General features: G+C 59.3%; 12 protein-coding genes and 2 pseudogenes. 8 read left to right on the forward strand and 6 right to left on the reverse strand.

Going from position 1 to position 13240, the window contains the following annotated elements; all coding sequences use genetic code 11:
- Positions 1–199: 199 nt before the first annotated feature.
- From IF654_RS19575 to IF654_RS19585, 3 genes are all read left to right on the forward strand, one after another.
- On the forward strand, positions 200–583 hold the full coding sequence (locus IF654_RS19575) for a transcriptional regulator (protein WP_047277622.1): 384 nt from the start codon (positions 200–202) through the stop codon (positions 581–583).
- Between the two features lie 81 nt (positions 584–664).
- On the forward strand, positions 665–1315 hold the full coding sequence (locus IF654_RS19580; RefSeq protein ID WP_047277624.1) for a DUF2589 domain-containing protein: 651 nt from the start codon (positions 665–667) through the stop codon (positions 1313–1315).
- Between the two features lie 65 nt (positions 1316–1380).
- Positions 1381–1980 carry a DUF2589 domain-containing protein gene (locus tag IF654_RS19585; protein ID WP_048377402.1) on the forward strand — a complete coding sequence of 200 codons (600 nt, stop codon included), beginning with the start codon at positions 1381–1383 and terminating at the stop codon, positions 1978–1980.
- A 5-nt stretch (positions 1981–1985) separates the two neighbouring features.
- On the opposite strand, the gene pmrG is transcribed toward IF654_RS19585, so the two are convergent.
- On the reverse strand, positions 1986–2708 hold the full coding sequence (gene pmrG, locus IF654_RS19590) for a lipopolysaccharide core heptose(II)-phosphate phosphatase PmrG (RefSeq protein WP_048377403.1): 723 nt from the start codon (positions 2706–2708) through the stop codon (positions 1986–1988).
- Between the two features lie 470 nt (positions 2709–3178).
- Between pmrG and IF654_RS23350 the strand changes: the two are divergent.
- From IF654_RS23350 to IF654_RS19605, 4 genes and pseudogenes are all read left to right on the forward strand, one after another.
- Positions 3179–4111 (forward strand): annotated as a pseudogene (locus tag IF654_RS23350) (methyl-accepting chemotaxis protein); the annotation flags it as partial.
- Positions 4112–4252: 141 nt separating this feature from the next.
- A complete protein-coding gene (locus tag IF654_RS23355) occupies positions 4253–4966 on the forward strand; it encodes a methyl-accepting chemotaxis protein (RefSeq protein WP_371058662.1) in 714 nt (237 codons plus the stop codon).
- A gap of 426 nt (positions 4967–5392) precedes the next feature.
- Positions 5393–6424: a DUF2599 domain-containing protein gene (locus IF654_RS19600; RefSeq protein ID WP_194862137.1), complete on the forward strand. Its 1032-nt coding sequence runs from the start codon at positions 5393–5395 to the stop codon at positions 6422–6424.
- Between the two features lie 199 nt (positions 6425–6623).
- On the forward strand, positions 6624–7004 hold the full coding sequence (locus tag IF654_RS19605) for a hypothetical protein (RefSeq protein ID WP_047277634.1): 381 nt from the start codon (positions 6624–6626) through the stop codon (positions 7002–7004).
- Here IF654_RS19605 and IF654_RS19610 read toward each other — a convergent pair whose 3' ends face one another.
- From IF654_RS19610 to mdaB, 4 genes are all read right to left on the reverse strand, one after another.
- Positions 7005–8450, reverse strand: a complete 1446-nt coding sequence (locus IF654_RS19610) for a SulP family inorganic anion transporter (protein WP_047281270.1) — start codon at positions 8448–8450, stop codon at positions 7005–7007.
- A gap of 171 nt (positions 8451–8621) precedes the next feature.
- Complete coding sequence (gene ggt, locus IF654_RS19615) at positions 8622–10289, reverse strand: gamma-glutamyltransferase (protein WP_047277638.1); 1668 nt, start codon at positions 10287–10289, stop codon at positions 8622–8624.
- An 87-nt stretch (positions 10290–10376) separates the two neighbouring features.
- Complete coding sequence (locus tag IF654_RS19620; protein WP_047277640.1) at positions 10377–11288, reverse strand: LysR family transcriptional regulator; 912 nt, start codon at positions 11286–11288, stop codon at positions 10377–10379.
- A 68-nt stretch (positions 11289–11356) separates the two neighbouring features.
- On the reverse strand, positions 11357–11941 hold the full coding sequence (gene mdaB, locus IF654_RS19625) for an NADPH:quinone oxidoreductase MdaB (RefSeq protein WP_047278542.1): 585 nt from the start codon (positions 11939–11941) through the stop codon (positions 11357–11359).
- A 196-nt stretch (positions 11942–12137) separates the two neighbouring features.
- Here mdaB and IF654_RS19630 point away from each other — a divergent pair, with 196 nt between their 5' ends.
- A complete protein-coding gene (locus IF654_RS19630; RefSeq protein ID WP_047277644.1) occupies positions 12138–12452 on the forward strand; it encodes a putative quinol monooxygenase in 315 nt (104 codons plus the stop codon).
- On the opposite strand, the pseudogene IF654_RS19635 reads toward IF654_RS19630, so the two are convergent.
- Positions 12442–13207, reverse strand: a pseudogene (locus IF654_RS19635) (sulfite exporter TauE/SafE family protein). The gene IF654_RS19630 and the pseudogene IF654_RS19635 sit on opposite strands and share 11 nt — an antisense overlap.
- Positions 13208–13240 lie beyond the last annotated feature (33 nt).

Consider the following 13240-nt stretch of genomic DNA (forward strand, 5'->3'; position numbering starts at 1 on the left):
CTGTACCCGACGCCCGGCCACCCAGGTCGGGCATGCCGCTTCCTCAGTGCAATAGGGAAAATCGCCGTGCAGCGCTCAGGTGAAACCTGATATCACTTGGTAATAATTCCTATCTGCAAGGGGTGCATTTCCTACTTATAAGGGGGTGGCACGCGTCCTTAGTATCCAAATGGACACTTAAGATTCCAAGGACCGAACAATGGACGTCAACGACCTCAACCTGGTCAACATTCGCCAACTGCCCCACTCGCTGCAAGCGCTCATTGACTGCGTGGGGCTGGAGCATGCCTACCGACTGACCTGCGAGTTTGGCGGCAGGCCCAAGTACATCCCCAAACACGCCGAACGCACCTCGCTGTCGCAGATCTTGCCGCCCGATGCACTGGGCGCACTGATCAAGCGGTTTGCCGGGCTGGCGCTGGAAATCCCCAAGGCCGATCACTTCTGCCGCCAGATCCGCAATCAGCATATCCAGCAGGAAACCTGCCAAGGGTTGTCGCGCAGCAGGCTGGCGGACAAGTACGGCCTGAGCCTGCGCCAGATCGGCAATATCCGCCGCCTCGAAACCCCGATTCCACGGTAATCGGTTCCCGCTGAACGGCTCCTGGGCGAGCCCCTACAGTGACATTGCGCACCCTCGCGCACCTCAATACGGAGATTGACCATGTCACACATCGATTCAGGCCTGATTGGCTCAGTGATTAACGCACTGCCGCTGGACCGCATGATTGCGGGCCCGTTGCAGGCCATGATTCAGGCGCAGGTGCAGGCCAGCAAGTCGTACGCCGACTTCCTCATGGGCGTGTGCATTCAGGAAGGCAAAGCGGTTTCGGTGCAGTTTGACTACGACGAAACGCTGGTGGACGACCAGGGCGTCTACAAGGGAACCGTCACCAAGCACATGCGCATCCCGCTGCTGGCGGCGATCAGTCACCCGAACATCACCATTGAAGAAGGCAACATCGATTTCGAGCTGACCATCAGTCAGCAAGCCGAAAGCACCCAGCAAACCAGCGGCGAAGGCAGCTTTGCCGCGTCGATGGGCTGGGGGCCGTTCAATGTGTCGATCAAGGGGTCGGCCAGTCACACGTCGTCGCAAACCCGCAAGACCGATACCCGTGCGCGGTATGCCATCAGCACCCGGGTGGTGCGTCAGGGCCCGCCCGAAGCGCTGATGCGGGTGATCGACTTCCTCACCGAGGCCGCCACCAAGCCCATCGTGATGCCAAACGCGACCGCGCAGCATCTGGATGCCCTGCCGACCGCCGGGGTCTTGCCCGCGCCGGGCGCACCGGCTGCACACACCCAGGCATAACCCTATGGACGTGGCCCCGTCCCTGGCGACGGGGTCGCTTACCCCCACACCAAGGAGTGTGAAACATGGCGCTTTTCAATCGCCACAAAGAGCCGCTGGCGTTGCCCGACCCACGCAAGCAACCCATGGCCGCCTGCGACCTGAGCAGCATTACCCGGGGTTTGCAGCAAGCCGCTGCGGCCACCCAACACCTGGTGGCGCAGCAATACATCAAACTGTTCGACCAGTTTTTCGACTACGACATTGACGACCTGGGAACCCCGATGAAAGCCAAAATGGTCGACGTAGCGCTGGATGAACAGCACACCCTGCGCGTACCGCTGGTGACGCTCGTGGCACCGCGCGGTTTGGCGCTGGAAGCGATGAAGGTGGATCTGTCGGTGCGCATGCACGCCACCGAGCAGCAAAAGGCCAGCCACGCACTGGAGAACGGTGAGCTGGACTGTGCGCAGTTTTTCGTCACCTTTGGCGGTGACAAAAACGACCATCACCCCCGCAAAACCGATGAGATGCACATCAGCATGGAATTTCGCGCGTGCGATCCTCCCGAGTCGATTCACCGCATGATTGAGGAATACACCCAACTCATCAGCCCGGTGCGTAACGACTCGCCAGGGGTTTCGTCCGGTGCGCCCCGGTCGCCGGGTGTATTGAGCGAGCCGTGAAGCGCTTAGAAACTGGAGGTTTCAAGGCTGCGGTGCAGCCCGGCCACGACCCTCGGCAGGATGCGCTCCCAGTCGCCGGTTTCGATGTAGCCCAGCATCTTGGGCGGCGCGTTTGCAGCGCCAACCTCAATAAACAGCGATGCGCCGTAACCAAAGGTGGTGTCAGTGGCCACGTGCAGCGACTGCTCCAATTGGTCCATGCATTCGCTGTGGGTGACCAGCACAAGATTGCGCCCCGCCACCTTGTGCTTAAGGGCATCACTCAACAAGGTGCTACGGCAGTTGAACAACCAATCCTGAGCCTGCACCGGCCGCTCGAACATAAAACCGGCCGTCTGCCGGGTTCGGGTCAGCGGGCTGCTGTAGATGTCCACGTTTTGCAGACCCATTTTCTGAAAGTCGGCACCCAGTTGGCGGGCGGTGTCGGTGGCGCGCACGGTCACCCCATCGACAGGTCCCAGGCACGGCGCAATGGACCGGTCGCAGCGCTCAACATGACGCACCAGCGCAATCACGTCGCCCTGGGCCCAGCTCCGGGTCAGCGCCTGCACGCGGTCAAGGTGCCGCGTCTGGGCCAGATTGGGCGCCGACGCTGGCGCCAGCAACTGCACCGTGAGCACGATGGTCAGCACGCTGGCGGCCAGCACCACCCAGGCATTACGGTAACGGGCGAACACACGGCGCAGCGGGAAACCTTTAACGTCGGTAAGGCCAAGACTTGGCGTCAAAATAGCACTACCCCTGTGGGACTCATTAACTGAAACAGGCCGATAAGCCCTCGATACAAGGCAGATCCTTGCACGCACAGGCCATCAGCCGACTGAACAGAAGTCTAAGAACAGGCACGTCGGGGATCGGTGAAACCGATGTGAAAAAAAACGTGAGCGCGCAGCCTTTCCCCCACTGTTTAAAGGGCTTCTGACCGTTTATCGAGGCGTTTAAAAAAGCGTTTCAGCTCTGCGCCCTGCCGCCGATACAGCCCAATACACCTTCTGCTGGGCCAGAACAAAAAGACTCTCCAGCGAAATCTCGATCAAGAAGCGAACGGTTCCTGGAGGAACGCATGAACAGCTGGCTGAGCAATATCAGCGTCAACATGAAACTCGCACTGGGCTTTGGCCTGGTGTTGACCCTTACGTTATTAATGGCCATCAGCGACTGGCTCAGCCTGGACAAGCTGATCGACCGCAGTAACTGGATGAGCGACATCACCCGCCTCAACAGTTCATTGACCAACCTGCGCGTGGCGCGCTTGCAGTACATGCTCACCGATGGCGACGAAACCGCGGCGCAAAACGTACAGACCAATCTGGACGCCTTTGTGGTGCAGCAAAAACAGCTGATTGCATCGTTCAAGAGCCCGGAAAACCTCAAGCTGCTTAACGAACAGCACGAGATCATCAAACAGTACCAATCGGCCCTGGTCACCATGCGCAAAGCGTATGTGGAATCGGCGGTGTCTCGCGATGAAATGGACCAGTACTCGAAAGTCGCGCGCGACGCGATGGACCTGTTGAAAAGCCGCGTCATGCAGAGCAGTGCCAGTGAACAGGACCGTTTTGAGCAATTGGAAACGCTGACCACCGTTCGCGAAAAATTCCTCGTCGCCCGCTACCAAGTCCGCGCCTACATCGCCGCCCAGACCACCGCTAACGAGCAGGCCGCACGCCAGCAACTCAACGAGGCGATTGCCAGCCTGACCGCGCTCAACACCTATTTCGTCGCCAGCGCTCCTGAGACCCTTCGCACCCTGGATGACGCGTTGGCGCACTATCAGCACGCCTTGCAGGTCTACGCCGACACCGACAAAACCATCACTGACATGCGCAAGGAAATGACCGACTACGGGTCGGGCATCCTCAACCGCAGCGATGCGTTGTACACCATCCAGCTGGAGCGCCGCGACAACGAAAGCGCCAGCGCCAATACCATTCAATTGGTCAGCACGCTGCTGGTGCTGCTGTTCGGGATACTGGCCGCCGTCATCATCACCCGCCAGATCACCCGCCCGCTGCGTGAAACCCTGGAAGTCGTGGAGCGTATTGCCGGGGGCGATCTGAGCCATAACCTGCGCGTCACCCGCCGCGATGACTTGGGCGTATTGCAACAAGGGATTGCGCGCATGGGCACCACCCTGCGCGAGCTGATTGGCGGTATCCGCGATGGCGTGACGCAAATTGCCAGCGCCGCCGAAGAGTTGTCGGCCGTGACCGAGCAGACCAGCGCCGGGGTCAACAGCCAAAAGATCGAGACCGATCAAGTGGCCACCGCCATGCATGAAATGACCGCCACCGTGCAGGAAGTTGCACGCAATGCTGAAGACGCCTCGCAAGCCGCCGCGGCAGCCGACGCTGAAGCCCGCGAAGGCGACCAGGTGGTTAATCAGGCCATCGACCAGATCGAGCGTCTGGCGGTGGAAGTGGGTCGTTCGACCGAAGCCATGGCCGTGCTGCAACAGGAAAGCGACAAGATCGGCAGCGTGATGGACGTGATTAAAGCGGTGGCCGAGCAAACCAACCTGCTGGCCCTCAACGCCGCCATTGAAGCCGCACGTGCCGGTGAAGCCGGTCGCGGGTTTGCCGTCGTCGCGGATGAAGTGCGTGGGCTGGCCCAGCGTACGCAAAAGTCCACCGAAGAAATCCAGACGTTGGTCGCGGCCCTGCAAAGTGGCACCCAACACGTGGCCAGCGTGATGAACAGCAGCCGCAGCCTGACCGACAGCAGCGTGACCCTGACGCGTCAGGCGGGGACTTCGCTGCAAGGCATCACGCGGACCGTGTCCAACATCCAGTCGATGAACCAGCAAATCGCGGCAGCGGCGGAACAACAGAGCGCCGTGGCAGAAGAAATCAGCCGCAGTATCATCAACGTGCGTGACGTGTCGGAACAAACCGCCGCCGCGAGCGATGAAACGGCCAAGTCCAGCATCGAATTGGCGCGCCTGGGCAATCAGCTGCAAATGATGGTGAGCCACTTCAGAATCTGATGCAGCCGCCACGACGTTGATCTCAAGCCCTTCTCAATGAAGGGCTTTTTGTTTTCAGACTGGCTGAGGCTCACTCCCGCGTCAGGCCCGCAGCTGCCCGTGGGGCTGGGGCTACCTGTCATTTATGACAGTATAAAAACCGCGTGAAATCACTTAATAAAGGAGCACCCCACTCAACCGTTAGAGCATTGCATGACGACAATGATCATCTCGGACGGCCGCTCCCCGATAACACGGCCAATTAAAACAAAAAGGGCCCCTCGGACATTCTCCCGCCTGATTTATTTAACGGCCCTGGCCGGCCTGACGTTTAACGCTCTGGCTGAACCGGGTGATGACATTGCCGCCGAGATGACCCGGTACTACCTGTCCACTGTTGAATCTTGTGCTGATGGGCAACGTCCGGCCTATTACTGTTCGGGCCTGATGATAAAAAACACACGCGCCCGCCCGGGGCATTACGCCTGGAATCCGGGGCGCGCTGCGGTCTCAAGCGGGGGCACCTCTTTCATCTACTTGCGCGCCGACACCCGGTTCAATAACCCCGACGCCAATACGCTCAATGGCTTTGTGTTTTACCCCTATGGCCATGCCCACCCGCCCATAAAAAAAGCACCCCAGGTGCTGTGCGCGTTCCCTCTCACGACGTGGACGCACAAACGGGACGATAAAGGGTGCGGGGATCAATTCGATACGTCGGCCGTCGAAACGTCTTGTGAAGCACTGAACATTCATACGGCTGAAGACTGGGTCGACGACCATTTGAAAACCGATGGCAACCTCAGAAAGCAATGCGGCTTCCGGGAGGTCAGCGGTCGCTTTGAAGAAAAGGGGGCGCAACACTTTTATGCCAGCCTGAAGGCCCGATCACTGCTGCTTAAAAACTCAGACCAACTTGAATACGACACCTTTGAAACACCCAACAAACTGCGCTTATCGACCTGGGCAGAAAACCCGGATTCGCTGCCGATCATGGCGTTCTTTTACGTAGACGATCCGTATCTGGGCAGCGGGCTGGCGGCCGCTCAACAGGATCAACTGGATTGGGTCGTCGAGAACAAGCGCGCCTACACCCCCATTATCAAAATCACCTACCCGGCCACCATGAAAGAGCACGCGGTCTTCACGTTCAATCAAGCCGATCAACGGGTATGCCCCACCTACTTCGATTCGTCGCGCTGGGTGTTGAAAGAGGGCAAATGGTGGTTGGTGGTAACACCCAGCGCATGCAGTCAAGCGGTTGCGCTGTTTAACAGCCAGGCCGCGAGCAAAGAGTTGATGGCGCTGCACGGCGCGGATGCCGAGTTCAACGCCTTGGCGCCAGGTCATTCGATAGCAGAACAGCTCCAGTGCCAGGCCTCCAGGTACCGCAGCGCCGCGCAATGGCACCTCGCCCCCTGGCGTTCGGTCGAGGGTTTGACCCAGGCTCAGGTCCTGACTGCGGATTGCCAACCCTAGGGTCTGTTCCCGCTTCATTGCCAGCCGCGTCGCGGGGGTCATGGATTAACGGATCAACTGAATGCCAGCGCGGCGAGAAATCTAAAAAAAAGCGGCCGTGAGTGAAGGCAGCCACGGCCGCTGAATCGATACAGTCTTGACCCGTTTATTTCCCTGAATCGACGCTGCTTCAGCGCGCTCAGGCTTGAGTAGGTCGAGAATGCGTTTAAAAGTGTGTGGCTGGATCGGTGCGTGGTGTGTATTGCTGACCTTGCAGGGCTGCGGCCCGAATGTCTCTTATGTGTATTCGCCGCCACCGGACGTGGCCGGCAAATACTGCATCAACGCCTGCTCCAGTCAAAAAAGCCAGTGCAAAACGATGGCCCAGATGCAGTCGCAAACCCAGCGAGCGCTCTACGATGCGCAGTTGACGGCGTACAACTATTGCCGTCAGAACGGCGATAAAAAACAGCGCAAATTGTGCAGCTATCCCACCGCGAGTTACCACTACGGCGGCTTTGGCGACACCTGCGGCGAAGACTACAACGCCTGCTACCAAAACTGCGGGGGCACCATTCGCCGCGTGGTTCACGACGACTGATTACACCGCCTGCACGCGTGCCCGTTTAAGCAGCTTTTTGCAGCGCTCGGACACGTTCAGCACCCGCAGGTGTTTGCCCGCCTTGGCATAGCGCTCGCGCAATGTCATCAGTGCGGCAATGGCCGAATAATCGACAAAGCTCAGGTGACGACAATCGAGCGTCACCTGGGCCGGGTCGTTGGCCGGGTCGAACTGATTTAAAAACGTGGTCGTCGACGCAAAAAACAGCGTCCCATGCACGCGGTACAGCTTGCTGCCATCACGCTCCAGCGAGCTGTCGGCGTACAACTGACGCGCTTGCTGCCAGGCAAAGTTCAGCGCGGCGATGATGATGCCGCACAGCACCGCAAAGGCCAGGTCGGTGAACACCGTAATCACCGTCACGGCAACGATCACCAGTACGTCGTTGAGCGGCACTTTGTTCAGCACCCGCAACGAGGCCCAGGCGAAGGTTTGCTGCGCGACCACAAACATCACCCCCACCAGCGCCGCCAGGGGAATACGCTCGATCAACGGCGACAGAAATAGCACGAACAACACAATCATCACCCCCGCGACCACGCCTGACAGTCGCCCGCGACCGCCGGAGCTGAGGTTGACCACAGTCTGGCCGATCATCGCGCACCCGCCCATGCCGCCGAACGCACCGGACACCATGTTCGCAGCGCCCAGCGCCACGCATTCGCGGTCCGGGTAACCACGGCTTTCGGTGATTTCGTCCGTCAGGTTAAGGGTGAGCAACGTTTCCAGCAGTCCGACCATGGCCATCAAAAACGCATAGGGCGCGATGATGCGCAGGGTGTCGAAGGTCCACGGGATCTGCGGCAGGCTGAAGCTCGGCAAGCCGCCTGCGATGTGGGCCATGTCGCCCAGCGTGCGGGTCGGCAGGCCCAACAGGTACACCGCCAGCCCCACCCCCAAAATCGCCACCAGCGCGGGCGGCGCCACTTTGGTCAGGCGCGGCAGGCCGTAGACCACCAGCATCGTCAGCGCCACCAGCCCGGCCATCACATACAACGGCGTGCCCGTGAGCCACTGCCCGTCCTGCTTGAAATGCTCCAGCTGGGCCATGGCAATGATGATCGCCAGCCCGTTGACGAACCCCAGCATCACCGGGTGCGGGACCATGCGCACCAATTTGCCGAGCCGGAGCAGCCCGAACGCCATCATGATCAGGCCGCCCAGCAGCACCGTGGCGAGGAAGTACTGCACGCCGTGTTGCACCACCAGCGCGATAATCACCACCGCCATCGACCCGGCCGCGCCGGACACCATGCCGGGACGGCCGCCGAACAACGCGGTGAGGGTGCAAATGATGAAGGCGCCATACAGGCCCATTAACGGGTTGAGGTGAGCCACCAGCGCAAAAGCGATGCACTCGGGCAGCAAGGCAAAGGACGTCGTGAGTCCGGCCAGAACATCGGCACGCAGACGAGAGAATTTCATGGAGTACCTAAAAGCGGGACGATCAGAAGGGTGTTTCAGAAACAGATAGTAACAAACTGCGTAGCACTCAGATAACTGGAGCCGCTGACGGGGTGAGCGCGGCTGCGCTCAGCAGGCGAAAGCGCTTTGCACGCCTTCGCCGCTCCTGCCCCGACAGCGACTGCAAGAAGGTTACTTCACCACTTTGCCCACGCCACGGCCGCGCGGGTCGGAGGCTGTTTCAAGTTGGGTGCCGTTGACGCGGATGGCCTGAATGTCGCCCATGTTCCAGCCCTGATCTTCCAGGGTGTAGCCCATGGCTTTGAGTTGGTCAGCCACCTGCCCGGTGATCGGCGCGTAGGCATCGAAGTAGATCGTGTCTTTGGGCAGCAACTGGTGATGCACGCGCTGGGCGCTGACGGCTTGCTCCAGCGGCAGGTTGTAGTCATACAGGTTGTTCAGCACCTGAAAAATCGAGGTAAAGATCCGCGATCCGCCCGGCGTACCCAGCACCAGGGTGACGTCGCCATCACGGGTCACCAGCGTCGGGCTCATCGACGACAGCATGCGCTTGCCCGGCTCAATCGCGTTGGCGTTACCGCCCACCACGCCGAACGAGTTGGCCACGCCCGGTTTCGAGCTGAAGTCATCCATTTCGTCGTTGAGCAGGAAACCCGCGCCTTTGACCACAACACCGCTGCCGTAATCCCAGTTCAAGGTGTAGGTATTGCTAACCGCGTTGCCGTCTTTATCGACAATGGAAAAGTGCGTGGTCTGATGCGGTTCCAGGCCCGGTTTGACTTTGTCTGTCGCAGAAATGGCTGTGGGGTTGACCTCTTTCGCACGCTTGGCGATGTACGCCGGGTCGGTCAGTTCGGCCACAGGCATCTTGCCGAAATCCGGGTCGCCCAAGTAATCGGCGCGGTCAGCGAACACGCGTTTTTCAATTTCAGCCAGCAGGTGGATATACGGCGCAGAGTTCAGTTCGACGCCTTTGAAGTCCGCCGCCCGCGCTTCCTTGATGCCGATCAGTTGCGCCAGCGCGATCCCGCCTGAGCTGGGCAGTGGCGCGGTGTACAGGGTGTTGCCGCGAAAATCGACGCGCATCGGTTCACGCCAGTTGACCTTGTAATCGTTCAAGTCTTCCTTGGTGATCAGGCCCTTGTCCTGCTGCATTTGAGCGACCAGCAAGTCGGCGGTTTTGCCGCGGTAAAACTCCTGGGCGCCCTGATCGGCAATGCGTTCCAGGGTGGTGGCCAGTTCTGGCTGCTTGAAGGTTTCACCCGGCTTCATGCTGCCGAAATAATCCCCGAAGTTGGTGGTGCCGTTGAACAGCTTCAACGCATCCTCGCGGTATTGGTATTGCTTGTCCGCAACCTTGAAGCCATTTTTCGCGTACCCCACGGCGGGGGTCAGCAACTCTGACCACGGCAATTTGCCGAAACGCTGGTGCGCTTCCCACAAGCCCATCACCGTGCCCGGCACACCGGCAGCACGTGAGCCCACCAGGCTCATGTTTTCGATGATCTCGCCTTTGTCGTCCAGGTACATGTCGCGGCTGGCGGCTTTGGGTGCTGTTTCGCGGTAGTCGAGAAAGTAAGGCTTGCCATCGATGAACAACGTCATGAACCCGCCGCCGCCAATGTTGCCGGCTTCAGGGTAGGTCACGGCCAGGGTAAACGCCGTGGCGACGGCAGCATCGACGGCGTTGCCGCCTTTTTTGAGGATTTGCGCGGCCACTTCAGCGCCATATTGATCCGGGGCGGCCACGGCGCCGCCTTCCAGAGTGACGGCAAACGCCGACGAGCTGGCTGCAATCGCAGCCGCCAAGGTGAGGGATGTGAACCAGACAACACGCATGGGGACTTCCTTTTATTTTTGTATGACGGTGCTGAACCTTGTCTGATTTCAGAAACCTTTTCAAACAACAAAAGAGAAGCCCGAGGCTTAATGCGTGAAGTTGGCGGCCGCGTAGCTCGCGAGTTTGGTCTGGATAAAATCCAGAAAACACTGAATTCGCAGGGCCAATTGCGAGTTGCGGTAATACACGGCATGAATCGGCTGACGATAGCCGCTGTTGAACTCACCCAGCACCACCTGTAAACGGCCGGCGGCGATGTCTTGATGGGTCATGAAATGCGACAGGCACGCGATGCCCTGCCCCTGCAACGCCAGATGCCGCACCGTCTCGCCACTGGACGCGCTGATGTTCGGCTCGATCGGCCAGCGATCGCCCTGTGCATAACGCAGAGGCCATTGGTTCAGGCCATCGTTTTGGGTGAAGCCGATCAGGCTGTGACTGGCCAGCTCTGCGACCGAGTTCGGCATGCCGTGAGCGGCGATGTACGCCGGACTGGCAAGGATATTCAGCGGACTGCACCCCAACGAGCGGGCATGCAACGTGGAGTCGGCCAGGGTGCCGATGCGAATGGCAATGTCGGTGCTTTGCTCCAGCAAGTCGATAATCAGGTCGTTGCTGTTGAGCTCCAGCTGAATGTCCGGGTACAGCTCACGAAACTCGGGGATGTACGGCACGATGGCATGCAACATGAACGGGGACGCGGCATTGATGCGCAGGCGCCCGGACGGCGTGCGCTGGTGAGCGATCAGGCGCTCTTCGAGTTCGTCCATTTGCTCAAGGATCTGCTTGGCACGCTCGAAGAAAAACTTGCCCTCCTCGGTCAGGTCCATGCGCCGCGTGGTGCGGTTGATCAGCGTGGTCTCGAGCTTGGCTTCAAGCCGCGACAACGTGCGACTGACGGCAGACGGTGTCTGCCCGGCATGTTCGGCGGCGGCTGAGATTGAGCCGCACTCGATCACCGACACAAAGATTTGCAACTCATCCGATCTGGCTTTCACACGCGTCCCTCATTGAATAGCCAGTCATGGTAGTCGCTGCCGGGCAGCGCGCGGCTGCGAGCCTCTCGTTACCGAAGAAACACGTCGGTGAGGTGTTGCTCGTAGCGGGCAGCATCCACTTCAGGCTGCGGGCGCTTCATCACGTCAACGCACAGGAAGGTCGGCAAACCACTCATGCCCAAAAACTGGTTGGCTTTGTGGAATGGAAAATACACCGCATCGACGCCCTTGCCTTCAAAGAAATCGGCCGGATCGTCAAACGCTTGCTGCGGCGCATTCCAAGTCAGGGACAGCATGTATTTTTTGTCGTGGATCAAACCGCCACTGCCATAGCGCTGGGACGCATCGGAGCGCGTGCGGCCATCACTGGCGTACAAACTGCCATGGCCTTCGGTGAACACTTCGTCGACGTATTTTTTAACGATCCACGGGGCGCCCATCCACCAGCCGGGCATTTGATAAATGATGACGTCGGCCCACAGAAACTTTTGCACCTCTTCGGCCACGTCGTAGCCTTCGTCGATGTGGGTGACTTTGACGTCAAAGCCATTGCGGTCGAAAAATGCCAGTGCGGTGTCGTGCAGGGTCTGGTTGTAACGACCGTCCGAGTGCGCAAATTTTTTGGCACCGTTGAGCAAGAGTATTTTTTTCATCATCAGCCTCGTGAATAAACCCTCTGCGCTGTTGAGCGGCGTTGGAGTTAAAGGTTTAAAAGTGACCGGCACAGTAACGATTCCTTCCTTTAGGAAATACCCGTGCCGCGGCAAATAACATTTGCTCAATAGTCACAAATACCCATCCCATTGTTGCCTTATCCTCTCGAAACCACTGACCTGAGGAGCCGACGAGATGCGCCCATTGCACGGATTTATTCTGCACGCCCACACCAAACCCGAAAAAGCTGACGCCTTTGAAGCGCTGTTTCGTTCCTACGTGGCGCCTAGCCGTCTGGAACCCGGCTGCATCGAGTACCACATGCTGCGCGATCAGCAAGACCCCACCCTGTTCATCTTTTATGAGATCTGGCAGTCCCGCGAGCACTTGGCCGTGCATGAAAACCTGCCGCACATGAAGCAGTTTTTCGACAACCGCATGGACTATCTGGCACGCGACTTTGACGTGCGCCTGATCGACATGCTCAGCCCGTCTTCGGCTAGCCGCTGATTAACAAGTGCGCGCCCAGCAGGGCCATGCCGACGAAAAAGACGCGTTTGAACAACGTCGCACTGACGCGTTGACGCAGGAGTTGCCCGATCCACATGCCGAGCATGGCGGGCATCAGCGCCAGCAGGGACGCGTTCAATTCGCCGCCCCCCAAACTGCCGCGGCCATACAGCCCGGCAGCCAGAGCCAAGGTGGAGACACTGAAGGACAATCCCAAGGCTTGAACCAACTGATTTTTTGCCCAGCCCCAAGGCTTGCAGGTACGGCACGGCAGGAATCACAAACACGCCCGTCGCTGAGGTAATGACACCCGTGACCACGCCACACAGCGGCCCGAGCCAAGGCTCACGGGCCGGCGCCACCCGCCAGGTGGGCAAACACAGTCCGCTCAAGGCGTAGAGCAATAACGCGGCCCCCAAGGCGCGCACCACCCCGCTGCCGCCGTCGATGCCGAGCCACAACATGCCGAATCCCGTGCCGCAAACAATCCCCAACTGCATGGGCCATAAACGGCGGATTAATCCACGCAATTGACCACCGACTGCCAATTGCCAGGCATTGGTGACGATCGACGGAATGATCAACAACGCGGCTGCCTGCGCCGGAGCAATAGCCAGCCCGAGCATGCCCATCGCCACCGTAGGCAAGCCCAGGCCGATCATCCCTTTGACCGTGCCTGCCATCAGAAACGTGAGCATGACCAGCAGCGACAATGCCCAACCCAGGGTTTGGTAAAACTCGATTAATGTCTTCATGCGCGTATGCTGGCGCACGGCCGACGGGCAGAA

This window comes from Pseudomonas lundensis, assembly GCF_015377145.2.
Lineage (GTDB): Bacteria > Pseudomonadota > Gammaproteobacteria > Pseudomonadales > Pseudomonadaceae > Aquipseudomonas > Aquipseudomonas lundensis.